The following is a 26383-nucleotide window of genomic DNA, read 5'->3' on the forward strand; positions in this document are numbered from 1 at the left end:
CGGAACGGAGAAAACCGTGACACCGCGCCGACTTCGCGTCAGCGAGCAGGCCTCTCGCCCGGCAACCTGGGGAGACCGGCCACCGGTCGATGACGACGAGGCACGCCGGCGCCTACTGGACGCGGCCGAGGTCTGCTACGAGCGGCGCGGCGTGAGTCGCACCACGGTTGATGACATCGCCAAGGAGGCCTCGGTACACCGCACCACGGTGTACCGGTACTTCGGAACACGCGACGACGTCCTTGCTTTCGTACTTCTGCGCGAGACAGCCGGAGTCATCGACAGCGCAAAACAGGCGCTGCTACGCGATGGGCCTTTCGGCGACCGCCTGCTCGACGCGCTGGACGGCGCGGTCGGAGTCGTCGAAGAGTCCCGTTGGCTGAGCGTGCTGTTCTCCCCCGAAAGCCTGACCATGACGGTCTCCGTCGCGGCGTCCGGAGCGTTCCGCGACCGCATCCGCGACGCATTGCGACCGCATGTCGAGGCCGCCAAAGCCACCGGCGAACTGCGTCAGCAACTCGACCCCGATGCCGTCGCCGACTGGCTGGTGCGGGTGGCGCAGATGCTGCTGATGGAACACCTCACTACCCCGCCCGATGAAACTCGGCCTGAGCGCCGCGCACTGCTTCGCGACTTCGTCATCCCCGGCATTCTCAACCCGACCCAACCGCGCTGACAGGCTGGCTCCTGCGGCGGCCGGCTTGGTCGATCGGCTCAGCACGTTCCCAGCACCGTCTGGACGATGTCGCTGACGGTGGGGACGTCGGAAGGGGTGTCATCGGTGCCGGCCCCTAGTGCGGTCGCGATCGCTTCCCATGTGCAGCCGGACCTGTGCGCGGTCTCGACGGCCATACGCAGTTCGGCCTGGGCCAGCCGGACGGCGGTGTTTGCTTGGGTGACGCGCCGAAGGTGCGTCGGGTCGGCGTGCGGCGCAGTCGACGCCGGGCGATCATCGGGGTATTCGGGCTCAGCGGGCATGCGCCTACGTCCTGGAGTTTGTCAATGGCATACATCGGTGGTGAGAGGTGGCGGGCCGCCCGCCCCAGGGGAAGTGTTGCCTCGGTTGGGCGTTGGCGTGTCCGGCTCCCCAGTGTGTGGGTGGGGACGACGCCCAGGGTGTGGCCCTGGGGGCGGGCCGGCCCGGCCGTTGGGTAGGTGTTGCCATCACCTCTCTTTCGCCCTGCTGGTCATGGTGCCATCGGATTGCGGTGGGGGTCTGATCTGACAGTCGGAGGGCTGCGTTGCATCGGGTCGACCCGCTGTACCTGTTCGCCGTGCGGTCGCGGCGATGCGCGGTGGTAAGACCGACCAGCGTGCCGGGGCCCACGAAGGGCGCACCCGACCGCTGGTGGTGCCGGCCGCTGACGCAGGGGAGCTTCAGCAGGCACGCAGAAGATGGCGTCGACTTCGGCGATCAGCGCTATCACCCCCGTGGGGTCAGCGGCACCCAGGGACGTGGCCAGAACCTCTGGCTCAGCGGGGCTTGGCGGCGCCGGTGCCGCCATCATGGTGCGCTGCGTCATTGCTCACCTCCTTTGCGGTCGTCAGCACGGCCGACCAGTCAGGTTTGGGGATGCAGCCGCTGGGACATGTGCATCGCGGCGGCCGCGGGAATCCGGTCGGGACATCGTGGTGACCGGGGCCGGGGGACCAGGCCGGCGAGGGAGAAGCAACCGGGTCCCCCGGGGACACCCTGCGGGGTAACGGGCCGGCCACCCCGCAGGGTGTCGGGACCCGGGTCAGGCGCTGACCGGCTCCTTGACCGCACTACCGCCGCGCACCGGGTCACCTTCTTCGGTGATCACCGTGGTGTCGTCGATCGCCTTGGCGGCGTCGGGGCGGCCCACAGTGATCTTGCGGGGCTTGGCCTTCTCGGCCACCGGGATCACCAGCCGCAGCACTCCGTCGCGGTAGTCCGCCGTGATCCGGCCGGTGTCCAGGTTGTTGCCCAGCACCAACTGGCGGGAGAACACCCCGCGGGGCCGCTCGCTGGCCAGCATCTCGCGCCCGGGATCCAGGGGTGCGCGTTCGGCGCGCACCGTCACCACATTGTTTTCGATATCCAGATCCAGTGAATCCGCAGTAATGCCCGGCAGGTCGAACTCCACGTGGAACTCATCCCCGGCACGCCAGGCATCCATGAGCATGCCTGCCGGTCGTGCCGAGGTCCCCAGCACCTGCTGGGTGAAGCGGTCCAGCTCCCGGAATGGGTCCGTACGCATCAGCATCGTGGCCACCTCCATCTGTCCTTTCCTTGTGCCATCTGTGCGTTCCCAACTGGTTTATCTATGTCAGTTGGCGTAACTTTTATTTAGCACTCGACGCCGATGAGTGCAAGTAGGAAAACGAGAAAAGTTGTGACGATGACCAATCAGGGCCCGTCGGTGCCAGACTCGGTGCCCGGCAGCCGGATACCCGCACCCCACCACGGGGTGTACGGGATCACGATCGCTGCGGAATTATCCGGCGCCCCAACACAATCGCTGCGGCTGTGGGAACGCCACGGTCTGCTGTCCCCGGCGCGCACGGAGGGCGGCACCCGCCGCTACAGCGCCGATGATCTGGCCCGCATCGAACGCATCGTCACCCTCGTCGCGGCCGGGGTCAACATCGCCGGCATCGGCCGCATCCTCGACCTGGAAGACATCAACACCGCACTACGATCGGCCGCCGGCGATACCCCGCGGCACGCTCACACCCGAGCCCAATCGGACCCCGCCGCACACAAACACCACGAGCCCTCATAAATTCAGGAGGACGTGAGATGCGTGGTGCGCCAACATCGGCGCCGGCACACCGAGGACGGCCCGGTGACGGGCCCTGGTGGAGTTCTTGCTGTCCTGGCCGACGGGATCGCCGAGAGCCTCAGCGAAGGACCAACCGAGAACCACACGTCCCGCATGGTGCCCGTAACGAAGTTCGTCGTACGCCTGCACGATCTACGGCACGGCGGCGCCTCGTTGGCCATCAGCTCCGGGGCCAACGTCAAGGTGGTGCAGAAGCTTCTCGGGCACAAGTCGGCGGTCTTGACGCTCGACAAGTACGGGCACGTCTTCCCCGACGACTTGGAATCTGTCGCGAATGCCTTCGATTCTGCTGCGGACGACCTGCGGACGATTCGACCCCGAAAACGACGTCAGGCCCCCTTAAGAAGGGGGCCTGACCAGCGTGGCAGGTACAGGATTCGAACCTGTGTAGGCTTTCGCCGACGGATTTACAGTCCGCGAAACGGGGTTTCCGGGCGTGTCCCGCGATACCCCATGTCGCGCTGAGGTGCACCGATAGTTTCAACACGTGCCTACGCATCCGCTGCCGACCCGCATGTGTTGTGACAACTCGGTGACAAAACACTCGCCCGCCGGAGGGGTATCACGCGTGGTGGTATGCGGTTCTCAGAGCGACCTTTCGCTTTTGGAAAGTTCGGTGGCCGTTTCTTCTGCACCTGACACACCAATGAGCGTTCCGTACGGCGTGTCGTTCGCCTTTCCGCCCGTTCAACCCGGTATGACAACACGTCGTGAGGACCCCGCCTCCACCGTTCAGAAGAAGCCGGCAGCAGGGAGTGCAGTGAGAGTCATTGGCTTCAAGTCCGCGAAGAGTTCCTTTGGTTGGGCAGTAGTCGACGGGGACTCTCGCGTGGGTGCAGTGCTCATCGAGCGCAAAGTCGCGACCGCACCCCTCGACACCCGAGAGGCGCAACTAGCGTGGGTGAACCGGGAGGTCCACGATCTACTCGCCCAATTCGCCCCAGCCGGAGCAGCGATCCAGGCACCAGGCGGCGCCCGCGGCGGCCTCACGGACTCGTTGGCTCAACGCATCGAAGTAGACGGCGTGATCCGCTGCGTGCTTGGCACTGCCGCGGTTCCCACAACATCAATCAAACCTCAGTCGATGCCCAAGACGTTCGGAACAAAGAAGGAAGAGTTCGAAGTTGTTCTTGAAGCCCTCGAATGCATAGCTCAAACTCCCAAAACTCACCGTGATCCTGTCGTTCTCGCCGTCTCCCAACTTCCCGAATAACCTTGGCTCCCTTCACTCACAAGTGCCATCTCGGCGAAGGGTTCTTCAGCCGTGTGGAACTGGAATTCGATGAGGGCTTGAACCGGCCGTGCGCGACGAAATACATCACAAGCACCGCATTCGCGCTAAACGATCTGGGTGAGGCGCAGCTAATGGAGCTGGGCAAACACGACAACGTCGTACAGGTGTACTCAGCCGAGATTGAAGGTGCGACACCAGTTATCCGCATGGAGTACCTCGAACAAGGCAGCGTCGCGGCAAAATACGGCCGCGAAGCCGTGCCCGTCCGAGAAACGCTGCAGATTATGGAAGCAGCCTGCCGCGGCGTCGAGCACATACACCGCGTGGGCCTACTTCATCGCGACATCAAGCCCGCGAACCTACTGCTGCACCCGTTGCACACCGTGAAAGTCAGCGATTTTGGCCTTGCATGCCACTCGGTCGATGTGGGATCAGGCGCAACGGTTCCTTACCTCGCGCACCTTCCCCCAGAATCGTTCACCGACGGCACCAAGGCCATCACCGACGTAACCGGGGACGTATACGCACTGGCGCTCACCACGTATCGCCTACTCAACGGTGACAGGGTCATACGTCCAAAGCTCGATGCCCGTCTGTCAGTGCCAATCACTAAGGACTGGAAACCCTATGTACACAAGTCACTACGAAGCGCCGTGACCAAGGCGCTGAACCCCCATCCGGAAAAGCGAACCGGAAGCGCCCAAAATTTCAGATATGCACTGGAAAAGGCGCGGCCAGCCGTGAGTTGGATCGAAGCCCCTCCCGGCACCCTCGCCCCTAGAGAACTGCGCGTCTGGTTCGGCTCAGCCCTGGATGGCACAGATTGGCGGGCGCACGTAACGAGGTCATCAAGTACAACTGTGAAGTTCAGAGTGGAGCGCCGCCTGCGCGATAAGCGATGGCGAGCGCAGACCAGCGACAGCGTGATCACAGCCTCACTCAACGAAGCAATGGCCTCCGCGGCCGAAGTGCTCCAGCGAATTGCCGTGTCAGGCTCCTAATCCGTATCGGATCCCAGCAGAATCGTGCCCGCTGTCGCCGAACCGGAGCGTTGGCCCTCCGGCTTAGACAAGCTCCGGTTGTACTCCCAAAGGGGTGCGTGGGCATCCGTACGATCGGAAGACTCATTGGCAGCTAAGCCCTTGGGCCCGGCACCGTCGTAGCCTGCCGATTCTGCTGTTCGCGGCGCACCTCATCAGCCCAGCGCTGACGCTCGGCCGACTCCTCAGGAGTGTCGATGCGGCCACCATTGGGGAACAACAGCTTGGCGCCGTACTAACCGCCGATCTTGCGCTGCAGGCCCAACCCCTGCGCATCGGAAAACCGGGTCATAGTCACAAAATCCAGACCACATCCGACCAGGCTGCTGGCTAGCGGCCCGGACCGACGCGACCGTACACCGGTTTCACCCACAACAGGCCTGGCCGCGGCGTCGGGACGACGATCAAACCTAGCAGTGGAAGCACCGATAGCGACTGGCGCGGCGATTGGCTACCCGTTAGCGGTTTTCCGCAGCTCTTTTTCGACAGTGGCGAGCAACTCGCTTAACTTTGCTTCGACCCACGCTGCAAGCTTTAGTTTCAGCGTCTCACTCGCCGAGGGTGTGATCTCTCTCATCCAAACTTCCAGGCCATCGTTTTCGCGTGAGGCCATCAAGAGCTCGGACGCTGAGGCTTCTGAACTTTTGATGAAAGTACATATACGGATGCCTGATTGGATTCTCACGGGTCGGTCACTCTTCGCATTAAGGGACCAGAATGCCTCATCGCCAACGTCGATATAACCGGCGGGAGCACTGGGGGTAAACCCGATTCTGATTCTCAAGATATTAATCTTGAGCGCAGGCGGTAGCGCGAGTTCGTTGATCTGCTTGTTCGCTTCACTCACTGCCATGTTGGCGAGTCGAGTACCAGCGGCTACAAGCTCTGCCTCGTTGGCCCCAGAGTTAAATAGATCATTGAGGTTGGACAACGTCTCCGCGACAGGCGGTGCGGTATTGCCTAGCAACGTACGAATTAAATTCATGGAATCAATAGTCTGGGTCGCTATGAATCGCACGAATGCGACTGGAGATCCTTGGTCAGTTTGCTCAAGCGCGTCGTAATATTCGTTTCGCTGATCAGCAAATACGATTAGTGGGACGCCGGGATTCCGGTACAAATAGACCGAACTCAGCGCACGCGCGACTCGACCGTTCCCATCGGAGAATGGATGGATACAGACATAGGCATAATGTGCGTACGCGGCCTGGACCACGGGATGGGCGGCCAGGAACTCCTTCGATTTAAGTTCACTTAACAATCGCTGCATCTCTGGTTTGGTATCCATGACGGGTGCATAAGCATGTACACGACCATCGAGAAGTGTAGGACTGTTGGGCATCGTCTTATATGCCCCTTTAGGCAGGGGCTGCTCCTGCGGGCCAGCTGCGGTGTAGACCTTATATGTTTTTTGACTAGAGCAGATGATCTCATGTATCTCTTTGATCCACTTCTCTGTGATTTCCACCTTTTGTGTGGCGGCATCAAGTACATACTCATACCCGTTTAGCGCATCATCGAAGGCAGGGCGAACGTGTGGGCCGCGTGCCGCCATCATTGCTTCCCAGGCCGCTGCCTGGGTAGCGACTGTCCGCGTAAAGCCACGGTCGACTTCATAGATGCCCTCAATAGCATTTGTGTCGACAGCCGCGTACCGCTGGGCGGCTTCCATTGCCGCAGCCAACACTAGTTCAGCGGCGGACCTTTTTGCATCGGCGAGCAACTTTGCATAATTATCAAAGTCCTCCGTCGAGAGGTCATTGAGTCTCCATTGCGCAAAAGAGGGAAACGGCACGTAGATAGCTGACTCTGCTGGCTCGACCATGCCGAAAAACCTACCGCTGAGGTCACAGAATTGCTCAGTATCTGGTCACCACGGCGCATGCCGCTGATTGCTGGGTCGAAGCGCACCGGTTCAAAGCTCAAGGCCGCTGTCGTTTACACGACTCTGGCTCGAACAAAGGTCGAGTGCCTGCTCCGCGGAGCGGCGCAAGTGCTGCAGGGTCCCGTGGTACACCGCCTTCTCACAGTCCTTGAGGCAGCCACTGCCTTGAGCATCTCACGCTCATCCGTCTACCGGCTCTTCGATGCCGGCCAGCTCGCCTGGGTACAGATCGGTACATCGCGGCGAGTCGCGTCTAAGGAAATCGATCGGTTTATCAACGCACACACTGAAAACGCAGCATCGTGACAGCCAACCCATCCGTGCGTCAGGACTGTCCAGATGACTGACCGTCAGCAACTACCCCCACAGATCAAACGGGTCGGACTCAGCCGACGCGATGGCGGCAGGCCTGTCGTGCGCTACCAACTGACCGTCGATGTCGGCGCCGTCGACGGGAAGCGCAAGCAGCACCGGAAACGCTTCGCGACAGAAAAGGAGGCCCGCGCCGCCCTGGACGGCATTCGGGGCGAAGTTGCGCGCGGGACATACGTCCACCCCAGCAAGGTCACCGTCGGCGAAGCATGCGAGAACTGGCTGGCCGCGAAACATGGGCTCAAACCGTCAACGCTGCACGGCCATCGCGTCAACCTTGGCGCAGCGATCGCCGAACTGGGCGAGATCGAAGTGCAGAAGCTCACCAAACGCAACATCGACGACCTCGTTACCAAACTACGAGCCGGCGGATTGCCATCACCGACCGGCAAGGTGCGCAAACCGTGGTCGCCACGGTCGATCAACTACATGCTCGGCCTGCTGACCGCTGTCCTGAAAGATCAGATGCGGCAGGGGCACGCCGTACGCAATGTGGCCGAGCTCGTTGATCGCATCCCGGCAGACCCGAAGGCGCCGGATACGTTTACTCCTGCCGAGCTCCAGCAGGTGCTCAACCACATTGCCGGTGACCGATACGCGATCGCATGGCAGCTGGCGCTCACCGGGCTGCGCCGCGGCGAGGTCGCCGGGTTGCGCTGGAGCGACATCGATCTCGACAATCGGACGCTGCAGATCTCGTCGACACGACTACGTTTCGGCACACACCTCATCGAAGACACTCCCAAATCACGGGCTGGGCGCCGGACGCTGCCTATGCCCGATCATCTGGCGGCGACGCTACGGTCCGCGCGGGCAATTCAAGCGGCCGATCGCCTGGCACTCGGCGGGGAGTATCAGCCGAGCGGCTTTGTCGTCGTCAACGAATGGGGCCAGGCGTTGAGCCCGCACGCACTCACGTCGAGATGGGCCCGGATGCTCAAGGCCGCCGGAGTCCGCCACATCCGTTTCCACGACGCGCGTCACACCTGCGGCACGCTGATGCATCTGGAAGACGTGCCAATTGCGCTTATCTCGGCGTGGCTGGGCCACGCTTCGAAGGCGTTCACGATGACGACTTACGTACACGCTCAACCCAAAGCATTGGCCACGGCCGCCAAAAGCTTCTCCAATGTCGTCGGAAACAAGGACTAGATACCTATGACCTTCCGGCGGTCGGGCGTCCACGAGGTGCGCAGTATGCGCCGTTCATAACCTCTCCCGACTAAGCGGACGCATCTTTTGCGCCGTTGGCGCCGATCACGGTGTCAGTTCCGGGCTTTCTGACATATCGTCGGCTCGTGAATTGCCGCCCGTCTCTTCGCATGTACAAGCATCGAGGCCGTTCTCGATGAGCACCGCGCACGACGACAGTGCCCGTCGCTCAGCCGAGATAAACCTAATTGTCGAATCACACGGCGGCCCAGTCCTTTACGGAAGGTCCGCTGGGGGCTACGAGAACGGCTTCCTCATCCTCGAGGCCTGTCGCTGCTACCGGCTAGGCAGTGACCTCGCGTGCATTCTGTGTGCGCACGCCTGCTGCGAACGAGAGCTGGCCGGAATTCTGAAATGGCAACTGCCTGCCACACCAAATGCCGAGCGCTGGGGCTTAGGACGCCTCATTCGCGTTGGGAGAGAAAGAGACTGGTTCAGTGCCGATCTTGCGTCCGAACTCGATCAACTCAATGAGAACCGCCGTACTTTGTATCACTTGCAGGATTTCTTCGCGCCTACCGGGCTCTGGGAACGGGCAAGAAGTAACGCAGACAATCCAGTGACCAAAGACGATGTCGCTATGGCAGTTCCTGGCACTCTCCGAGAAGATGCCCTTCGCGGACTCGATTGCGCTTTTGAAGTCCGGACCATCGAGGTTGAGCGTCAGTGGACGGCGCCGCCCATTAGCGACTGACGTAGACCGTTCAGGCCAGACGCGACGGCGCAGCAACAATCAAATCTGTGCGACCCTGACCCTGCGGACTCTAGGCGGCACCGGACCAGTCGGGACTGTCGAACGCAAACGAATCGCATCGGCCGACCAAACGCAGAAGCAACCTTAGGTGTGGGTGCGTTTCAGCGGCATTGGCACGCACCACTGTCAGATCGTAGGCATTGCCGTTGATCACTGAGTGGACATAGTCGAGGAGCGGGTCGGGAACGAACCCGAGGTGGATCCCGCGATCGACAATCTTGATGGCCGACGAGTTGACGGGGTTCGTCGGATCAGGTTCCAAGCCGAGTCGGTGACCGGCTGGAAGTCCGGTAATCCAGTCGCTAGCTTGGGGTCCACGGTGTCTGACACCGTGAGCAAGGAAGTGAGCCGACGTTTCGCCTGTGACTCGATCGAATCGAGGTAGCGAGATAAGTTCGACCGGGTCACCTTCGCGATGGCCACCAGACGCAGTCAAGATCTCCCACGCGTCAGCATCCGCATCGAGATCTAAGGCCTCGAGGTACTGAGGTCGGTCCGGCCGCTTGGCGCTCATCACTCTATCGGCGAAGGACGGAAACAGCCTGTCAGAGCGGTATACGCGACTGACGTCTCGAAATCCAACGATCGGCACGAAAGCAGGATCAGCCGCCACCTGAGCCAGGTACGTGAACTGATAGGTCAGATGCTCAGCGCCTCCGGTCAACTGATCGAGGTAACCAATCGCCCGATACACCCCATCGTCGACACCGCGACGCGTGACAATCAGTCTCGACCGGTGCAGATCTGAGTCGGCATCTGTCGACTCGATTGAGAGTTCAACGGACTGCATCACGGATTCGCTTTCGATTAGTGGCTAGCGCTGTCCTCACGAAACTACGGGTCGGGTCTGACAAACTCGGTGTTGCTGCAACAACATCGAAGCATAGATCCAGGTCAACATCGGTTATTTGAGCTGCCCAGTGTCGCCGCGCCTCGCCTCTGCATACCGATAACGCCTCCACAGCGACCTCGACCAAATTGATCGCTTCACCGCCGTTGAACCGCTTAGTTCGGCCGTGTTCACACCACTGATCAATCGTTTCGTGTTCAACCCGCTGGGCACGAACCCTATCCTCATCACCGCTGGCGAGTGCCGACCCGTGATCAAAGCTTGGACCGAGGCAAACGTCACCCGTCCTGGGGTCCTGCAACACCCCCCAATTGTGCGCGTGTCGGTCTGTGTTGGCGATCCACGCATCCAACAGGAGATACCCGGCAAACACGTCGAATGCAGGCCAATCTGCGTAGCGAGTGCCGACCGGCCCTCGCAGCCCTTCTAAAGCTTCATAAATGGTGGCAATGGTGTGACCGCGGCAAGTCTGGGCGTCGAACTGATCGTCGCGCTCGGCGAGCAATGCGGCTCCCGGGGTCCAAGCCCAGTCGCGAGGCCTCATATCCCGGCTCATCGAACCGTAGACCCGCTCGCCGGTCCGCAATTGCACAACCGTCGCCAACTCGGTCTCAGCGGCAGGCACGGCGACCAGTTTGGCGACCTCGAACGAGATCTTCTCTGCCCAGTCCTCTCCGCGAATGAGCACATCGGGCTCATCGCCGCGACGTTGACGCTCCTTCGAAAGCGTGAGCGTCTTGATTCGGCGCGGCTTGAACAGCCAGTGCCCAGCGTGCCGCGAAGATTCCGGGGCCATAAACCATCGCTTCGCCTCGTCGCCTCCTGGTTCGCTCTCTCCGCGAGTCCAGTCAGCGAGGTTGACGACGTCATAGCTGTCCACCACATTGCGAACTCTAAGTGGGTGCGCCGCCAAACATGGGCAGGTGCCGCCGCACGCACCGCATACCCCACACCACGCCCCGCAGAGTTATCCGCGTGCTGTGACAATCCGTGACAAGTTTTATTCAAGAAGCACGTCAGGCCCCCTCGAAAGGGGGCCTGACCAGTGTGGCAGGTACAGGATTCGAACCTGTGTAGGCTTTCGCCGACGGATTTACAGTCCGCTCCCATTGGCCGCTCGGGCAACCTGCCGGGTTTGTCGCCACCGGGGTACCCGGGTTTGGCGCGAGTAGCAGAGTACAACGAAGATGTACCGAACACGAAAACGGCCCCCAGCCCGGGGCGCACTCACGGAGGGGCAATCCAATGGCGGATTCATCGTTCGACATCGTCAGCAAGGTCGACCGGCAGGAAGTCGACAACGCACTGAATCAGGCCGCCAAGGAGCTGTCCACCCGCTTCGACTTCCGCGGCACCGACACCACCATCGCCTGGAAGGGCGACGAGGCCATCGAACTCGTGTCCTCGACCGAGGAGCGCGTCAAGGCCGCCGTCGACGTCTTCAAGGAGAAGCTGGTCCGCCGCGACATCTCGATGAAGGCGTTCGACGCCGAAGACCCTCAGCCGAGCGGCAAGACCTACAAGGTGTCCGGCACCCTGCAGCAGGGCATCACCAGTGAGCAGGCCAAGAAGATCACCAAGCTGATCCGCGATGAGGGTCCCAAGGCCGTCAAGACGCAGATCCAGGGCGAGGAGATCCGGGTGTCCAGCAAGAGCCGCGACGATCTGCAGACCGTCCAGGCACTGCTGCGCGGCGCCGATCTCGACGTCGCGCTGCAGTTCGTCAACTACCGCTGAATCGGCTGACGCGGGGCGCAGCAAATCGCCGCGAGCGCGGTGCCTCGGCGCATAACCTGATCGCCATGGCACCTGCGCAGCGCGAACCGAACGTCGTCGTCCTCGGTGGAGGATCCTGGGGCACCACGGTGGCGTCCATCTGCGCGCGCCGCGGGCCGACGCTGCAGTGGGTGCGCTCCGAGGAGACGGCCAACGACATCAACGAAAAGCACCGCAACTGCCGGTATCTCGGCGAAGAGGTGGTGCTGACCGAGTCGTTGCGGGCCACCACCGATTTCTCCGAAGCCGCCGCCTGCGCCGACGTCATCGTGATGGGCGTGCCCTCGCACGGCTTCCGCGGCGTCCTGCAGGAGTTGGCCAAGGAACTGCGGCCGTGGGTGCCGGTGGTGTCTTTGGTCAAGGGATTGGAGCAAAGCACCAATCTGCGGATGAGCGAGATCGTCGACGAGGTGCTGCCGGGCCATCCGGCCGGCATCCTGGCCGGCCCGAACATCGCCCGCGAGGTGGCCGAGGGGTATGCCGCCGCGGCGGTGCTGGCCATGCCCGACCAGCACTTGGCTGCCAATCTGGCAACGTTGTTCCGCACCAAGCGTTTTCGCACTTACACCACTGACGATGTGGTGGGCGTCGAAATGGCCGGCGCGCTGAAGAATGTGTACGCCATCGCGGTCGGCATGGGGTATTCACTGGGTATCGGTGAGAACACCCGCGCCCTGGTGATGGCCCGCGCGGTGGCCGAGATGTCCCGCCTCGGCGAGGCCATGGGCGGCAAGCGCGACACCTTCGCCGGCCTGGCCGGCATGGGCGATCTGATCGTCACCTGTACCAGCCAGCGCAGCCGCAACCGGCACGTCGGCGAGCAACTCGGCCAGGGCAAGACCATCAGCGAGATCATCGAGTCGATGAATCAGGTGGCCGAGGGCGTCAAGGCCGCCAGCGTCATCATGGAATTCGCCGAGAAGCACGGCCTGAACATGCCGATCGCCCGCGAGGTCGACCGCGTCGTCAACCACGGCGCCACCGTGGAGAACGCCTACGCCGGCCTGGCCGCGGAGAAGCCCGGCCACGAGGTACACGGCTCGGGGTTCTAAAGGCCGTCGGCACAACCCAGTGGGGCTACACCAACCCAGTTGGGCTAGTTGGCGAACGGGTTGCGGCCCTGACCGGTATTGAGCAGCAGTGGATTGTTCGCATCCAGCGCGTAACTGCCCGCGGGGTTCAGGACAAACCCGGCTCCGTCAAAAGAGTTGCTGCACATCGTGATTCTGCCGTCGGTCCCGCAGGTCACGTTTTGGAAGCTGATGCGCGATCCGGGCAGCAACCGGTTGGGCAGCCCGTCGAAGTTGAACAGCGGCCGGCTGTCGCTCATGAACGTGGGCGGCCCCTGCTGCGAGCCGGTGACCGCGTTGGCCCCGTCCGGCGCGGCGGGCAACGGCCCGCTGCATCCGTATTTACCCGTCTTGCGGCTGATCGCGCACACGATGTCGCCCGGCACCGCGAAGGCGTAGTACTCGCCGTCCTGCATCGCGAAGGCCGACGGCTTCACCGGCGCCAGCGCATTGAGGTTCAGCGGCGGCGGGGGTGGGGGCGGCGGCGGGTCGCCACTGGGATCGGCACCGGCCACCGCCGGGACCGCACCCGCGAGGAGTCCGGCCGCAATCATTCCGGTCAACATTCTGCGCAGCACAGCGTCACCCTAGATCGTCTTTTCCGGCCACGCAGCCAGATCGCCGCGCGACACCTCAGGCCAACGGCAGGCGCACGGTGAAAACCGTTCCCGCCGTGTCAGATTCAACCGTCACCGTGCCGTCGTGGGCTTCCACGATGGACGCGACGATGGCCAATCCGAGTCCGGTACTGCCCAACTCGCGCGAGCGTGACTTGTCCGCCCGGACAAACCGCCCGAACAGGTTCGGCAGCAGCTCGGCCTCGATACCCGGCCCGTCGTCGACGACCTTCAACTCGGCGCAGTTGCCGATCACCGCCAAGGTGGTGGTCACCGTCACCCCGGCCGGGGTGTGTATCCGGGCGTTGGCCAACAGGTTGCCCACCACCTGATGCAGCCGGGCGGGATCGCCGCGGACCCAGACTGCGGCATCGGGAAGCTCGGTGCGCCATCGATGGTCCGGCGCGGCAACCGCGGTGTCGTTGACGACGTTGACCACCAGATCGCTCAGGTCGACGTCTGCACTCTCCAGGTCCTGCCGTTCACCAAGACGCGACAACAACAACAGGTCCTCGACCAGACCTGTCATCCGCTCGGCCTCCGCCTCGATCCGGGCCAACGCGTACTCAGTGGTCGGCGGCAACGTGGCACTGTCCTGCCGGGTCAACTCGGCATAGCCCCGGATCGCCGCCAACGGAGTGCGTAGCTCGTGGCTGGCGTCGGTGAGGAACTGGCGCATCCGACGATCGGAGTCGGCCAGCTCGGCCAGCGCGCTGTCCACGTTGTCCAACAGCCGATTCAGCGTCTCGCCCACGATCCCGATCTCGCTGGCCGGGTCGGTGTCCTCCTCGGGGACCCGTTCGGTGATCCGGTGGTCGCCGGTGTGGATCTGCCTCGCGGCCACCTTCGCGGCCATCGACGCCATCCGGCGCAGCGGCCGCAGCGCGTAAGTCACCACCAGCACCGTCCCAACTGCCGTAAGAACCAACGCAAAAATTGTGATGACCCCGACCGCCACCGTCTTGCGCGCGACCACCCCGTTCGCGCTGGCCAACGACACGCCTGAGACGAGCACATCGCCACCACCGACGTCCTCTCCGGCCAACCGATACCAGCCCAGTTCCGGCAGATCGACGGTCCGCGGCGCCACCGACTGCCACGACTGGGCATTGATCGCCGACACCACGGACTGCGAGGCCGCGGTCGGCTCGCCGTCCGGGAACACTGCGGACTGCACGACGGCACCGTTGTGCACCACCGCGATCAGGTTGCCCGGCGCCTGCCCGACGAACACCGTCAGCCCGCCGGCCACCGCATCGATCGGCTGCGCCGGATCGCCGCGCTTGACCCGCAACCTGTCGTAGGAATGACCCAGGGCATCCAGCGAGCGCGACAATTCACCGTCGCTCATCGCCGACACGTAGGAATGCAGGCTGTAGACCGACAGCACGCCGACGGTCAGCAGCACCACGGTCACGACCGCGGTGACCCCGAGCACCAACTGCCGACGCAGACTGCGCGGCGACCACCGCCGACGGACTCCCGGTCCGCCGCTCACGCTGTGCGGCTCAATCGAAACTCGTTCCGCTAGAAGTTCATTCGACTGGTCGGAGCATATAACCGACACCGCGCACGGTGTTGATCATCGGCTCGCGCCCGGCATCGACCTTCTTGCGCAGATACGAGATGTACAGATCCACGATGCTCGACTTGCCGCCGAACCCGTAATTCCAGACCCGGTCCAGGATCTCGGCCCGGCTGATGGCCCGGCGCGGATTACGCATCAGGTACCGGAGCAGTTCGAACTCGGTCACGGTCAGTGCGATCGGTTCGTCGCCCCGAGTGACCTCCCGGCTGGCGACGTTCATCACCATGTCGCCGACCCGCAGCACTTCGTCGTCCTGCGGCGCCATGTGGCTGGATCGCCGCAGCAGGCCACGCAGCCGCGCGACGAGTTCCTCCAGGCTGAACGGCTTGGTCATGTAGTCATCGGCGCCGGCGGTCAGCCCGGAGACCCGGTCCAGCACAGAATCCCGCGCGGTCAGGAACATCGTCGGGGTATAGCCCTGGCCCTCCCTGACCCGTTGCAACAACTGCAGGCCATCGGTGTCCGGCAGCATGATGTCGAGCACCACGATGTCCGGCTCGATCTCGTTGAACCGGTCGACCGCGTCCCGGCCGTTGTGGGCGACCTCGACGATCCAACCCTCGTAGTGCAAAGCCATCTTGACCAGATTGGTCAGCGCCGGTTCATCGTCGACAAGCAGCACCCGGATCGGTGACCCGTCGGCGCGTTCCATGCGCGGCAACTGGCCGAGCACGGCTTCACGGGGGTGGCGTTCACGCGGTGGTAGCGACATCGTCGTCATGCCTCCATTGTCTAGAGCGCACAGATCACTGTCACCAGGTTCATGTCGACTTCAAATATACGCCTGAATTTCCATGACGCCGGTCACACTGGGATCCATATGTGACGCACGTCGAGAGCCGTTGCTGTGCACCGTTTTTCAATTGTTCGTTGACACCATCGTCACCAGAATCCAATCGATTTCAAAAACGCACAGGTCACTGCGGCCGACGGCATTCACGCGGCACTTCCAAAAATTTGCGTTCGATATGCGTACCGCCGCACACCTTGACGTCCGATTCAGCCGATAAATACTCTCGCCCATAGCAATTGAGCCGCGCTGTTGTCGACGCCCGCCGACAGCTAGGTGACATCTGTTGCCATGCAACATCATTCGAGACTTTCTATATCGCACCGACGGTATCGAACGACAACGAAGTCGCCGGTCTTCACGTCACGCACCACGGCGGGCCCACCACTCTTTTGGTTCGCGCCGCCCCGATCCGAGAACGGAACAGCTCATGCCGCAAACCACGTCGACCGGCGACAGGTTGCGCACATTGATGCGCTACGACCTGCCGGCCTCCCTGGTTGTTTTCCTCGTCGCACTGCCACTCTCACTGGGCATCGCGGTCGCCTCCAACGCGCCGGTGCTGGCCGGCATCATCGCCGCCATCGTCGGCGGCATCGTGGCCGGCGTGCTCGGCGGCTCGCCACTGCAGGTGAGCGGCCCGGCAGCCGGGCTGACCGTGATCGTGGCCGGGCTGGTCGCCGAATTCGGCTGGGCGGCCACCTGCGCCATCACCGTCGGGGCCGGCATCCTCCAGATCCTGTTCGGCCTGAGCCGGGTGGCCCGGGCCGCGCTGGCCATCTCCCCCGTCGTGGTGCACGCGATGCTGGCCGGTATCGGCATCACCATTGCGCTGCAGCAGTTGCACGTACTGCTGGGCGGAACCTCCAACAGCAGCGCGTGGGAGAACATCGAAGAACTGCCCGCGCAGCTGACAAACGTCCACGGCCCCGGTTTCCTGCTGGGCATGCTGGTCATCATCACCTTGGTCGGTTGGCGCTGGGTCCCGGCGCCGATCAACCGGATTCCCGGCCCGCTGGTCGCGATCGCCGGTGTGACGGCGTTATCCGTCGTCCTGTCGTTTGACGTCAAGCGCATCAAACTCGACGGCTCGTTGCTGGACTCGCTGTCGCTGCCGACCCTGCCCACCGACGACTGGGACGGCGTACTCGCCGGCGTGCTGACCGTGGCGCTGATCGCCAGCGTCGAGAGCCTGCTGTCGGCAGTCTCGGTCGATCGCATGCACAACGGACCGCGCACCAACTTCGACCGCGAGCTGATCGGCCAGGGCGCAGGCAACGTCGTCTCCGGCATGATCGGCGGCCTGCCGATCACCGGCGTCATCGTGCGCAGCGCGACGAACGTGAAGGCCGGCGCAAAGACCCGGGCCTCGGCGATCCTGCACGGCGTCTGGATCCTGGTGTTCGCAGTGCCGTTCGCCGGACTGGTCCAGTTGATCCCGACCGCGGCCCTGGCGGGTCTGTTGATCGTCATCGGTTGCCAGCTGGTCAAGCGCGCGCACATCGAAACCGCCCACCGCACCGGTGATATCGCCGTCTACGTGGTCACCATCGCGGGCGTGGTGTTCCTGAACCTGCTGGAGGGTGTGCTGATCGGGCTGGGGCTGGCAATAGCCCTGACGGTATGGCGCGTCGTGAAGGCCAAGATCGTCACCGAGCACGTCGCGGGCAACAGCTGGCGCATCGTGATCGAAGGTTCCGTCAGCTTCCTGTCGCTGCCGCGGCTGACCTCGGCGCTCGCGTCGGTTCCGACCGGTTCGGATGTGACCATCGAACTGTCGGTCGACTTCATCGACCACGCCGCGCACGAGACCATCGACGACTGGAAGCGCCAGCATGAGGCCGGTGGTGGCTCGGTGGAGATCCACGAGCACGGCACCGCCGATCTGCACAGCGCGTCGGCCGGCCCGCCTGCGCGCACGTTCAACCCGTTCGACAAACGGTCCGGCGTGTTCCCGTGGAAGTCTCAGGCCCAATCGACCTCGGTGATGGAGGGCCTGCAGACCTACCATCGCCGCACCGCCGCGGTGCTGCGGCCGCACATGGAGGATCTGGCCCACCGGCAACGGCCGGAGACGTTGTTCCTCACCTGCGCCGACTCCCGCGTCGTACCCAACATCATCACCAGCAGCGGTCCCGGTGACCTGTTCACGGTCCGCAACGTCGGCAACCTGATCCCTGGCGAGCGGGCCGATGCGTCGGTTGAAGCGGCTATCGCATTTGCCGTTGACGTGCTTCATGTTTCGTCGATCGTGGTGTGCGGCCACTCCAGCTGCGGCGCCATGACCGCGGTACTGGGCGGCAATGAGACGACCGACGAACACCTGCACCGGTGGTTGGAGCACGGCGGCACCTCGCTGACTGCCTTCGATCAGGGGCAGCATCCGGTGGCCGAGGCCGCCGCACGGGAGGGCTTCGGTGTCGTCGACCAGTTGTCGATGGTGAATGTCGCGGTCCAGGTGCAGACGCTGGCCGACCATCCAGTGGTGCGGGACAAGCACCGGGCCGGCGAGATCACGGTGATCGGGCTGTTCTACGACATCGGCACCGCCGCGGCACTGCGGGTGACGGAGACGGGCATCGATCGATTGCTCGAAGTCACCGAGACCAGTTAGCCCCCTCGGGCGGACATCGCCGGATGTCCGCCAGCAGCGGCCCGGGAGTGCAGCAGAGCACCCCCGGGCCGTTTGCCGACTGACGGGCACGAACCGCAGCCTCAGCGCGAGCCGTCGCAGCAGCAGCCGCGGTCATCGACCGGGTCGGGCCGCCAATCGAATGGAAAATGCTTACTGGACGCCCCGGTGTACTCATGTGAGAAGTCGAAGCCCCGCGCGTAGTCCTTCTTGACCACACCCCATGTCGCGACCTGCCCGGGTCCCACCTCGGCTCCCGGTGCGTTGGCCGTGGTGACCCGACGGTTCGGATCGGCGGTCGGACCGGTGAGGGCCTCTACCCGGACGTCGACCATCCCGGGAATCTGCGCGCGCCAATAGGCCAGATCATCGGCGGCTTCGAAGGTGATCGGCGCGTACTCGATGCCCCGCAGTTCGCTGATCAAGCTGCCGAACTCGCCAGGCCAGCCGCCCTCGTCACCCCGAAAGATCCGCTCCAGTGCCAGACGCTGCTCACCGTCGGCCCGCTCGTCGATGTAGAACATCAACTTCATCGTGGCCGCGGGATCGCCCACCCACATGTTGCCCGCGAACTCACCGAGGGCGATAACCGCAAGATCACTCAAATCCGTTGCGCCGTAATGTCCGTCACGGACCTTCCAGGCCAGCGTGAACAGGCAGTCGCCGTGCGTGGGCTCTTGGGCAAAGCTGCAGGGACAGGGCAGCTTGCAACTGCACACATCGAACCACTCGCCCCGCAGATGCCAATCCGTGGTCATCATCGTCATCGCCAACTCCTTTCGATTTAATACCCCCAGGGGGTATCCAACGACGATGAAGTTACGGCAGACGGTCAGGCACGTCAAGTACCCCCTAGGGGTATATGCCGAGGGGGTGCCCGGCCAGCTGTCTGCACGCCGAAATCGACGAAATGAGCCCTGCCACTCATGGATTCCGGCCCAGACGTACGTTTCGGCGGGGCTGGCGCACGCGGGTTAGCGGCCGGCCATCCGCTCCAGCCGGGCGATCCGATCCTCGATCGGGGGGTGCGTCGAGAACAGCTTGCCGATCTTCTCGCCCGCCCGGAACGGGTTGGCGATCATCAGGTGGGCCTGGTCGGCCAGCTGCGGCTCGGGCGGCAGCGGTGCCTGCTGAACGCCGGCGCTGATCTTGCGCAACGCACTGGCCAACGCCAGCGGATCGCCCGTCAGCTCGGCGCCGGACTGATCGGCCTGGTACTCCCGCGACCGCGACACGGCGAGCCGGATGACCGTCGCAGCCAACGGGCCCAACAGCGAGATCAAAAGCAGCGCAAACGGATTGGGGCGGTCGTCACGGTCACCGCCGAACATCCCGATGAAGTACGCGACGTTGACCAACGCGGTGATCACCGACGCCATGGCACCCGCGACGCAGGAGATGAGGATGTCGCGGTTGTACACGTGCGAGAGCTCATGGCCCAGCACCGCGCGCAGTTCCCGCTCGTTGAGGATGTCCAGGATGCCGGTGGTGCAGCACACCGCGGCGTTGCGCGGGTTGCGGCCGGTGGCGAACGCATTGGGAGCGGCGGTGTCGCTGATGTACAGCCGGGGCATGGGCTGGCGCGCAGTGGTGGCCAGCTCCCGCACGATCCGGTAGATCATCGGCGCCTGCATCTCGCTGACCGGCTGGGCATGCATGGCCCGCAACGCCATCTTGTCGCTGTTGAAGTAGACGTAGGCGTTCATGCCCAGGGCGAACAACACCGCCAGGAACATGATGTTCTTGCCGAACAGCGACCCGACGAACACGATCAGCGCAGAGAAGCCGACCAGCAGTGCGAACGTCTTGGCGGTGTTGGCGTGCGGATGCCAGGTCATCTTCCTCCTACTATCCCCGTCGCTTCGCTCGCCCCGACCCATCTGCCCCGTCGCTTCGCTCGCCCGAGCAGAACTCACTCACCGCTGATCCAACGGACGGGGACTCCCCCGGGTTCCGGGGGTCAGCCGTGCCGGTTCGCGGTGTAGTCGACCAGATTGACCAGCGCCTGCCGTCCCGGCAGATCCGGCAGGATCGCCAGCTCGGCGCGCGCCTCCTCGGCGTACCGCTGCACGGTGCGTTTGGACTCCACCAGACCTGAGGACGCCCGCAGCAGGGCGATCGCCTCGGCGACGTCGGCGTCGTTCTCGACCGGCCCGGCCAGCAGCTCGCGCAGCCGGTCGGCCTCCGGTCCGCTGTCGCGCAGCGCGTACAGCACCGGCAGGGTGTGCACACCCTCGCGCAGGTCGGTGCCGGGCAGCTTGCCCGACTCGTCGGGGTCACTGTCGATGTCGATGATGTCGTCGGAGATCTGGAATGCGGTGCCGACGATGCCGCCGAGCCGGCTCAGCCGCTCGATCTGTTCGTCGTCGGCGCCTGAGAACGTGGCACCGAAGCGGCCAGACGCGGCGATCAGGCAAGCCGTCTTCTCGTACACCACCTTCAGGTAGTGCTCGACCGGGTCGATGCCGTCGGCCGCACCACGGGTCTCCCGCATCTGCCCGGTGACCAGCTGGGCGAAAGTGTCGGCGATCACCCGCACCGCGTCGGGCCCCAGCCGGGATACCAGCCGCGAGGCGGTCGCGAACAGGTAGTCGCCCGCCAGGATCGCGATGTTGTTGCCCCAGCGTGCGTTGGCACTGTCCGCACCGCGACGCACCTGCGCCTCGTCCATCACGTCGTCGTGGTACAGCGTCGCCAGGTGGACCAGCTCGATCACCGCACCGGCGATGGCGACGTCGGGATGGTCGGGTTGCGGCCCCAGCGACGCCGACAGCACGGTGAACAGCGGCCGGAACCGCTTGCCGCCCGCCTGGAACAGATGCTGAACAGCCTCGGCCATCAGCTCGTCGGCCTTGCCCAACTCGGTGGCCATCAAGTCCTCGATGCGCGCCACCGAGTCCCGCACGTTGGCGGCGAAGGCGGCGTCACCGAAGTCCACGCCCGCGACCACTGTCGCTGGTGTCTTCATTGCTCCAACATACTGTGAGGCGTGTTCACGCGAGCAGATGTGGTCGTCGTCGGGGCCGGACCGGCCGGCTCCGCGGCCGCGGCCTGGGCGGCCCGCAGCGGTCGCGAAGTGGTCGTGGTCGACGCGGCGCAGTTTCCGCGGGACAAAGCCTGCGGCGACGGGCTGACCCCACGCGCCATCGCCGAACTGCAGCGCCTGGGCCTGGGCCCCTGGCTTGCGGGCCGGATCAGTCACCACGGACTGCGGATGTCGGGCTTCGGCGCCGACGTCGAGGTGCCCTGGCCGGGGCCGTCGTTCCCGTCGATCAGCAGCGCGGTGCCACGCACCGAGCTCGACGACCGGATCCGGATGGTCGCGGCCGACGCCGGAGCCAAGATGTTGCTGGGCGCCAAAGCAGTTGATGTGCAACATGATTCCCGTGGTCGCGTGCAGACCCTGGTGCTCGACGACGGCCGCGAGATCGGGGTGGGCACCCTGATCGTCGCCGACGGTGCCCGCTCCACGCTGGGCCGCATGCTGGGGCGGGTCTGGCATCAGGAGACGGTGTACGGCGTCGCGATACGCGCCTACATCCAGACCCCTCGCCATGCCGAGCCGTGGATCACGTCGCATCTGGAACTGCGTTCGCCTCAGGGTGAGGTGCTGCCGGGGTACGGCTGGATCTTCCCGCTGGGCAACGGCGAGGTGAACATCGGAGTGGGCGCGCTGGCGACCGAGAAGCGACCGGCCGACACCGCATTGCGGCCGCTGTTGTCGCATTACACCGACCTGCGCCGGGAGGAGTGGGGTTTCGCCGGGCAGCCGCGGTTGGCGAAATCGGCGCTGTTGCCGATGGGTGGCGCGGTCTCCGGGGTGGCCGGGCCGAACTGGATGTTGGTGGGCGACGCGGCGGCGTGTGTGAATCCGCTCAACGGCGAGGGCATCGACTACGGGCTGGAGACCGGGCGGCTGGCTGCCGAGCTGCTGGGCGCGAGCGACCTGAGCGCCGCCTGGCCCGCGGTGCTGCAGCAGCACTACGCGGCCGGCTTCTCGGTGGCGCGGCGGCTGGCGATCCTGCTGACCTTGCCGCGGTTCCTGCCGATGACCGGGCCCGTGGCGCTGCGTTCGGACTTCCTGATGAAGGTGGCCGTACGCGCCATGGGCAACCTGGTGACCGACGAGGACACCGACTGGACCGCGAGGCTGTGGCGCCGCGCCGGTGCGGGCTCGCGGCGGTTGGATCAGCGCAAACCGTTCAGCTGACAGAACGGGCGAACCCGACGATGTCCCGGATGGTGGCGGCGAACACGTCGGGCATGGCACCGGCCAGCAGCACGTCCCCGGCATGGCAGGTACCGGCAACGATCCGGCCGACCACGCTGACGCCCGCCCCGGCCAGCTTGCGGTAGTAGATCAGGCCCTCATCGCGCAACGGGTCGAGTTCATTGACCGAAATGACATGCGGCGGAAGGCCTTCCAATTCCGCATCAGTAGCCACCGCAGCCCAGCAGGTCCCGTCGTACGCGTGCAGACCGTCCGGGTCGTACAAAGAGCCCAGTAGTGCCAGTTGCTGGCGGCTGATGAAGTATTCGTCGTTCTCCCGCAGCGACGGCAGCTCGTCGGTGTCCTCCAGCCACCGATTCGAGATGTACGGACACTGGGCGTAGCAGCCGGCGATCTGGTCGATCCAGCCTTCCCGCTTGGCTTTCAGCGCGACAGTCAGCGTCAGGTTTCCGCCTCCGGACTCCCCCACCACGATCAGATGGCTGATGCCGAGTTCGGCGCGGTGCGCCGCGGTCCACTGGACGCCCGACGCGCAGTCGTTCAGGCCGGCCGGAAACGGGTAGGGTCCCAGCGCGCCACCGGAGTTTCGGAACTCCACCCCGACGACGACCAGCCCTGCCGCGGCAAGGTTTTCGCGCAGCCGCACGTACTGGATATCGGCCGCGCTGCAGATGGCCATGCCGCCGCCGTGCAGGTGCACCACGGCGGGCAGCGGTCCGTCGTGGGTGGTGGGACGGCTGATGTGAAGGGTGATCTCGTTGCCGTCGACCCCGATGATCGTGGTTGTCGACGAGGTCACTCCGGCCGGGACGGGTGCCTGCTGCCCGAACATCTTGAGGATGGCACCGGTCCCCAGTTCGGCGAACGTGGCGAACTCCAGGCGCTGAGCCAGCGGAGCGTCGATGGTCAGCGGCGGCGCGGGTAGTCGGCCGTCCAGACCGACGGCCGCGAGTGCCTTGGCCATTCGGGGGTCGGCACGCCGGTCGGTGCCGAGGGTGCAGTCAGGGTCGGCCAGGCGTCCGTAAGGCATGACCTATTTGACCCCGAACGGGAAGTTGATCGCGAAGTTTCAGCCGAAATCGATGAACAACTTCGCGTTGGACGCAAGGATTACCGGTACTCGCAGAGGTAGGCGGTCTCTACCTCGACGCGCACGCCGAACTTGCTGTCGGCGGGCACGGTGAATTGCGTTCCGGCCGCAAAGGTTTCCCACTCGTCGCTCTCGGGCAGTTTGACGGTCAGGGCACCGGAGACCACCGTCATGATCTCGAGGCTCGAGGTGCCGAACTCGTACTCACCAACCGCCATCACTCCGGCCGTCGCAGGGCCCTGCGGCGTCGTGAAGGCGATCGATGCGACAGCACCATCGAAATACTCATTGACCTTGAACAACACGACTCCTCGAACTCGGGTGAGCGATCAGGATATCTGCGCCACCTACACCACGTATTTGAGCACCCCGAGCATGGCGTTCTCGTCGGCCAGCTCACGCGTGCACTGCTCCAGTGCACTCAGCAGCTCAGCGGTCGGCATATCCGTGCCGATGCACACCAGCTGGGTGCCCACACCCCGGCGCTTCTCGAATCGCAACGAACTGCCGACCAACTGCACCAGATAGCGGTGCCCCGATCCGAAATCGACGAAACCCTTTGCCCGGTAAAGACCTTCGGGCCGATCGCGCAGGAAGTCAAGAAACACCCGAGGGTTCAGCGGGGTGTCGAAGGTGAATTCCAGCGCCTGAAATGCCGCGTGCTCATGATCGTGGTCGTCGTGCAGCAATTCCTCGAGCGACATCTGGGCCGCCGGGGCGCGCGGGGTGGGTGGGTCGATCAGCAGCTCGGGATCGACCCGGGCAAAGTTTGTGGGCAGCAACGGAGTTCGCGGAGCCAGCCGGCTGATCAGGCTACGTAGTCCATCGATGTCGACCGCCTCGTCGACCTTGTTCACCACCACCAGGTCAGCGACCCGGACCGCGTGCTCCAACTCGGCAGGCGGGTTGGCGGCGTCGACCACCAACACCAGACCCACGTAGTGAAATCGCTTGTCGTCAGCGGTGACCAGCGTTCGGGCCAGCGCACTGGGCTCGGCGATACCGCTCGCCTCCACCACGATCAGGTCCAACGCCGGCTTGACGCCGGCCAGCTTGCCCAGCATGTCGGCTGCTTCGGCGTCATCGACCGCACAACAGATACACCCGTTGGACAGCGAGGCCATCGCGTCGACCTGCCCGGCCACCAGCATGGCGTCTATGTTCACCGCGCCAAAATCATTGACCAGAGCGCCGATTCGCGCGCCACGTGTGTTGCGCAGCAGGTGGTTGAGCAGGGTGGTCTTGCCCGCTCCGAGGAAGCCGGCGACGGCCAGTACCGGAACGCTCAAGGTTTGACGGCGGCGTGCAGCGCGACGATCCCACCGGTCAGGTTGCGCCAGCGCACCTGACCCCAGCCGGCATCACCGATGCGGCGGGCCAGATCGTCCTGGTCCGGCCAGGCCCGGATGGACTCGGCCAGATAGACGTAGGCCTCGGGGTTGGACGACACCGCGGTGGCGATCGTCGGCAGCGCCCGCATCAGGTATTCCTTGTAGACCGTGGCGAACAGGCCGTTGGTCGGGGTGGAGAACTCACACACCACCAGGCGGCCGCCAGGCCGGGTCACCCGCGCCATCTCGCGCAGGCCGGCGGTGAAGTCGACGACGTTACGCAACCCGAAGCTGATGGTCACCGCGTCGAACACCCCGTCGTCGAACGGCAGTCGGGTGGCGTCGCCGGCCACCTTCGGCACGTCCCGGGACGCCCCGGCAGCCAGCATGCCGACCGAGAAATCGCAGGCCACGCACCAGGCACCCGAGGCCGCCAGCTCAACCGTCGATACCGCCGTGCCGGCGGCCAGATCCAGCACCTTGTCTCCCGGGCCGATGTCCAGGGCCGCGCGGGTCTGCCGACGCCAGAACCGGTCCTGGCCCAGCGACAGCACGGTGTTGGTGATGTCGTAGCGGCGGGCCACGCCGTCGAACATCGACGCAACCTCGTGCGGATCCTTCTCCAATGACGCGCGACTCACCTGGTCGACGCTACCGGCCGCGGGAAATCACGGCGCGAGCAGACGCATATGTATCCCGACACGCCGGATTTTGGGCACATATGTGTCTGTTCGCGGAAGGGCGGGGTGTCGACCTTGGCCGGCGAGTTCTTGACGAAGTTCGCAGCGGCATCTTCGAACAGCGGCCGTCCCGGTCGGGCGAGGCCGACCGCAACTGCGCCAGCGGCAATGCCGTCACTCCCTCGATGGGGGCCGGGTCGATCGCGACGGCGGCGGCGACGTGACCGCCGGCAAGCAGTTCCTGGGCGATCAGACCACCGAAGGAGTGGCCGACCACAACAGGCTTGGGGTCGCCGGGCCAGCCCGGGGCCGAGACGGCGTAGCCACGTTCGGCGAACAGGTCCATCCAGGGCTGCCAGGCGCCGGCGTGGATCCACCGGCCGTGGATGAAGACGACGGCGTTGGGTTTGGTGGTCATGCCGAA

General features: G+C 64.4%; 27 protein-coding genes, 2 tRNA genes and 1 pseudogene. 11 read left to right on the forward strand and 19 right to left on the reverse strand.

The genetic code is table 11. From position 1 onward, the window contains the following. Positions 1 to 16: 16 nt before the first annotated feature. Complete coding sequence (locus ABIA30_RS08990; RefSeq protein WP_370064278.1) at positions 17 to 676, forward strand: TetR/AcrR family transcriptional regulator; 660 nt, start codon at positions 17 to 19, stop codon at positions 674 to 676. A gap of 38 nt (positions 677 to 714) precedes the next feature. Here the strand turns inward: ABIA30_RS08990 and ABIA30_RS08995 are convergent, their stop codons facing one another. The 3 genes from ABIA30_RS08995 to ABIA30_RS09005 all read right to left on the reverse strand — a co-directional run bounded on the left by ABIA30_RS08995 (position 715) and on the right by ABIA30_RS09005 (position 2228). Beyond that, positions 715 to 978 carry a hypothetical protein gene (locus tag ABIA30_RS08995; RefSeq protein WP_370064280.1) on the reverse strand — a complete coding sequence of 88 codons (264 nt, stop codon included), beginning with the start codon at positions 976 to 978 and terminating at the stop codon, positions 715 to 717. A gap of 209 nt (positions 979 to 1187) precedes the next feature. Beyond that, positions 1188 to 1523: a hypothetical protein gene (locus ABIA30_RS09000; RefSeq protein WP_370064282.1), complete on the reverse strand. Its 336-nt coding sequence runs from the start codon at positions 1521 to 1523 to the stop codon at positions 1188 to 1190. A gap of 216 nt (positions 1524 to 1739) precedes the next feature. Further along, positions 1740 to 2228, reverse strand: a complete 489-nt coding sequence (locus ABIA30_RS09005) for an Hsp20/alpha crystallin family protein (RefSeq protein ID WP_370065463.1) — start codon at positions 2226 to 2228, stop codon at positions 1740 to 1742. A gap of 135 nt (positions 2229 to 2363) precedes the next feature. Between ABIA30_RS09005 and ABIA30_RS09010 the strand changes: the two genes are divergently transcribed. Both ABIA30_RS09010 and ABIA30_RS09015 read left to right on the forward strand, forming a co-directional pair. After that, complete coding sequence (locus ABIA30_RS09010) at positions 2364 to 2747, forward strand: MerR family transcriptional regulator (protein ID WP_370065465.1); 384 nt, start codon at positions 2364 to 2366, stop codon at positions 2745 to 2747. 153 nt (positions 2748 to 2900) lie between these two features. Then, positions 2901 to 3044, forward strand: a pseudogene (locus ABIA30_RS09015) (tyrosine-type recombinase/integrase); the annotation flags it as partial. Positions 3045 to 3169: 125 nt separating this feature from the next. On the opposite strand, the gene ABIA30_RS09020 reads toward ABIA30_RS09015, so the two are convergent. After that, positions 3170 to 3299, reverse strand: a tRNA-Tyr gene (locus ABIA30_RS09020). Between the two features lie 337 nt (positions 3300 to 3636). Here ABIA30_RS09020 and ABIA30_RS09025 point away from each other — a divergent pair. Next, on the forward strand, positions 3637 to 4020 hold the full coding sequence (locus ABIA30_RS09025) for a hypothetical protein (protein ID WP_370064284.1): 384 nt from the start codon (positions 3637 to 3639) through the stop codon (positions 4018 to 4020). A gap of 2 nt (positions 4021 to 4022) precedes the next feature. After that, positions 4023 to 5042, forward strand: a complete 1020-nt coding sequence (locus ABIA30_RS09030; protein ID WP_370064286.1) for a serine/threonine-protein kinase — start codon at positions 4023 to 4025, stop codon at positions 5040 to 5042. 490 nt (positions 5043 to 5532) lie between these two features. Here ABIA30_RS09030 and ABIA30_RS09035 read toward each other — a convergent pair whose 3' ends face one another. Continuing rightward, positions 5533 to 6906 carry a Fic family protein gene (locus tag ABIA30_RS09035; protein WP_370064288.1) on the reverse strand — a complete coding sequence of 458 codons (1374 nt, stop codon included), beginning with the start codon at positions 6904 to 6906 and terminating at the stop codon, positions 5533 to 5535. A gap of 57 nt (positions 6907 to 6963) precedes the next feature. Between ABIA30_RS09035 and ABIA30_RS09040 the strand changes: the two genes are divergently transcribed. Together ABIA30_RS09040 and ABIA30_RS09045 are read left to right on the forward strand one after the other, a co-directional pair. Further along, a complete protein-coding gene (locus tag ABIA30_RS09040) occupies positions 6964 to 7272 on the forward strand; it encodes a helix-turn-helix domain-containing protein (RefSeq protein ID WP_370064290.1) in 309 nt (102 codons plus the stop codon). A 33-nt stretch (positions 7273 to 7305) separates the two neighbouring features. Next, positions 7306 to 8490 carry a tyrosine-type recombinase/integrase gene (locus ABIA30_RS09045; RefSeq protein ID WP_370064292.1) on the forward strand — a complete coding sequence of 395 codons (1185 nt, stop codon included), beginning with the start codon at positions 7306 to 7308 and terminating at the stop codon, positions 8488 to 8490. Positions 8491 to 9314: 824 nt separating this feature from the next. On the opposite strand, the gene ABIA30_RS09050 is transcribed toward ABIA30_RS09045, so the two are convergent. The 3 genes from ABIA30_RS09050 to ABIA30_RS09060 all read right to left on the reverse strand — a co-directional run bounded on the left by ABIA30_RS09050 (position 9315) and on the right by ABIA30_RS09060 (position 11285). After that, on the reverse strand, positions 9315 to 10094 hold the full coding sequence (locus ABIA30_RS09050) for a hypothetical protein (protein ID WP_370065467.1): 780 nt from the start codon (positions 10092 to 10094) through the stop codon (positions 9315 to 9317). Then, positions 10081 to 11037, reverse strand: coding sequence for a hypothetical protein (locus ABIA30_RS09055; RefSeq protein WP_370064294.1), 957 nt, complete (start codon positions 11035 to 11037; stop codon positions 10081 to 10083). The genes ABIA30_RS09050 and ABIA30_RS09055 overlap by 14 nt, the downstream gene beginning before the upstream one ends. A 165-nt stretch (positions 11038 to 11202) precedes the next feature. After that, positions 11203 to 11285, reverse strand: a tRNA-Tyr gene (locus ABIA30_RS09060). A 114-nt stretch (positions 11286 to 11399) separates the two neighbouring features. Between ABIA30_RS09060 and ABIA30_RS09065 the strand changes: the two genes are divergently transcribed. Then, positions 11400 to 11891, forward strand: coding sequence for a YajQ family cyclic di-GMP-binding protein (locus ABIA30_RS09065; protein ID WP_370064296.1), 492 nt, complete (start codon positions 11400 to 11402; stop codon positions 11889 to 11891). 65 nt (positions 11892 to 11956) lie between these two features. Then, positions 11957 to 12982: an NAD(P)H-dependent glycerol-3-phosphate dehydrogenase gene (locus ABIA30_RS09070; protein WP_370064298.1), complete on the forward strand. Its 1026-nt coding sequence runs from the start codon at positions 11957 to 11959 to the stop codon at positions 12980 to 12982. Positions 12983 to 13026: 44 nt separating this feature from the next. On the opposite strand, the gene ABIA30_RS09075 is transcribed toward ABIA30_RS09070, so the two are convergent. From ABIA30_RS09075 to ABIA30_RS09085, 3 genes are read right to left on the reverse strand one after another with little or no spacing between them, the layout of a single operon-like run. Next, positions 13027 to 13578 (reverse strand): hypothetical protein, encoded by a 552-nt coding sequence (locus ABIA30_RS09075; protein ID WP_370064300.1) that lies wholly within the window; start codon positions 13576 to 13578, stop codon positions 13027 to 13029. Positions 13579 to 13633: 55 nt separating this feature from the next. After that, complete coding sequence (locus ABIA30_RS09080; RefSeq protein WP_370064302.1) at positions 13634 to 15115, reverse strand: sensor histidine kinase; 1482 nt, start codon at positions 15113 to 15115, stop codon at positions 13634 to 13636. A 37-nt stretch (positions 15116 to 15152) separates the two neighbouring features. Beyond that, entirely contained in the window at positions 15153 to 15926 is a 774-nt protein-coding gene (locus tag ABIA30_RS09085; RefSeq protein ID WP_370064304.1) for a response regulator transcription factor, read from the reverse strand. Positions 15927 to 16425: 499 nt separating this feature from the next. On the opposite strand from ABIA30_RS09085, the gene ABIA30_RS09090 reads away from it, so the two are divergent. Next, on the forward strand, positions 16426 to 18609 hold the full coding sequence (locus ABIA30_RS09090; RefSeq protein ID WP_370064306.1) for a SulP family inorganic anion transporter: 2184 nt from the start codon (positions 16426 to 16428) through the stop codon (positions 18607 to 18609). 101 nt (positions 18610 to 18710) lie between these two features. On the opposite strand, the gene ABIA30_RS09095 is transcribed toward ABIA30_RS09090, so the two are convergent. From ABIA30_RS09095 to grcC1, 3 genes are all read right to left on the reverse strand, one after another. Next, the gene (locus ABIA30_RS09095; RefSeq protein ID WP_370064308.1) at positions 18711 to 19394 is read right to left on the reverse strand and encodes a DUF1326 domain-containing protein; all 684 of its coding nucleotides are present in this window, start codon (positions 19392 to 19394) and stop codon (positions 18711 to 18713) included. 207 nt (positions 19395 to 19601) lie between these two features. Further along, positions 19602 to 20465, reverse strand: coding sequence for a zinc metalloprotease HtpX (gene htpX / locus ABIA30_RS09100; RefSeq protein ID WP_370064310.1), 864 nt, complete (start codon positions 20463 to 20465; stop codon positions 19602 to 19604). Positions 20466 to 20587: 122 nt separating this feature from the next. Beyond that, positions 20588 to 21595, reverse strand: a complete 1008-nt coding sequence (grcC1, locus tag ABIA30_RS09105) for a nonaprenyl/(2E,6E)-farnesyl/geranylgeranyl diphosphat synthase (RefSeq protein ID WP_370064312.1) — start codon at positions 21593 to 21595, stop codon at positions 20588 to 20590. 21 nt (positions 21596 to 21616) lie between these two features. On the opposite strand from grcC1, the gene menJ reads away from it, so the two are divergent. Further along, entirely contained in the window at positions 21617 to 22837 is a 1221-nt protein-coding gene (menJ, locus tag ABIA30_RS09110) for a menaquinone reductase (protein ID WP_370064314.1), read from the forward strand. Here the strand turns inward: menJ and ABIA30_RS09115 are convergent. From ABIA30_RS09115 to ABIA30_RS09135, 5 genes are all read right to left on the reverse strand, one after another. Then, entirely contained in the window at positions 22830 to 23888 is a 1059-nt protein-coding gene (locus tag ABIA30_RS09115; RefSeq protein ID WP_370064316.1) for an alpha/beta hydrolase fold domain-containing protein, read from the reverse strand. The genes menJ and ABIA30_RS09115 overlap by 8 nt on opposite strands. Positions 23889 to 23968: 80 nt before the next feature. Further along, positions 23969 to 24250, reverse strand: coding sequence for a pyrimidine/purine nucleoside phosphorylase (locus tag ABIA30_RS09120; protein ID WP_370065469.1), 282 nt, complete (start codon positions 24248 to 24250; stop codon positions 23969 to 23971). Between the two features lie 45 nt (positions 24251 to 24295). Beyond that, positions 24296 to 25237, reverse strand: coding sequence for a GTP-binding protein (locus ABIA30_RS09125; protein WP_370064318.1), 942 nt, complete (start codon positions 25235 to 25237; stop codon positions 24296 to 24298). Further along, entirely contained in the window at positions 25234 to 25920 is a 687-nt protein-coding gene (locus ABIA30_RS09130; RefSeq protein ID WP_370064320.1) for a demethylmenaquinone methyltransferase, read from the reverse strand. Before ABIA30_RS09130 ends, ABIA30_RS09125 begins: the two co-directional genes overlap by 4 nt. A gap of 10 nt (positions 25921 to 25930) precedes the next feature. Then, positions 25931 to 26377, reverse strand: coding sequence for an alpha/beta hydrolase (locus tag ABIA30_RS09135; RefSeq protein WP_370064322.1), 447 nt, complete (start codon positions 26375 to 26377; stop codon positions 25931 to 25933). Between the last annotated feature and the right edge of the window lie 6 nt (positions 26378 to 26383).

It is taken from the genome of Mycobacterium sp. MAA66, assembly GCF_041261665.1.
Classification (GTDB): Bacteria; Actinomycetota; Actinomycetes; order Mycobacteriales; family Mycobacteriaceae; genus Mycobacterium.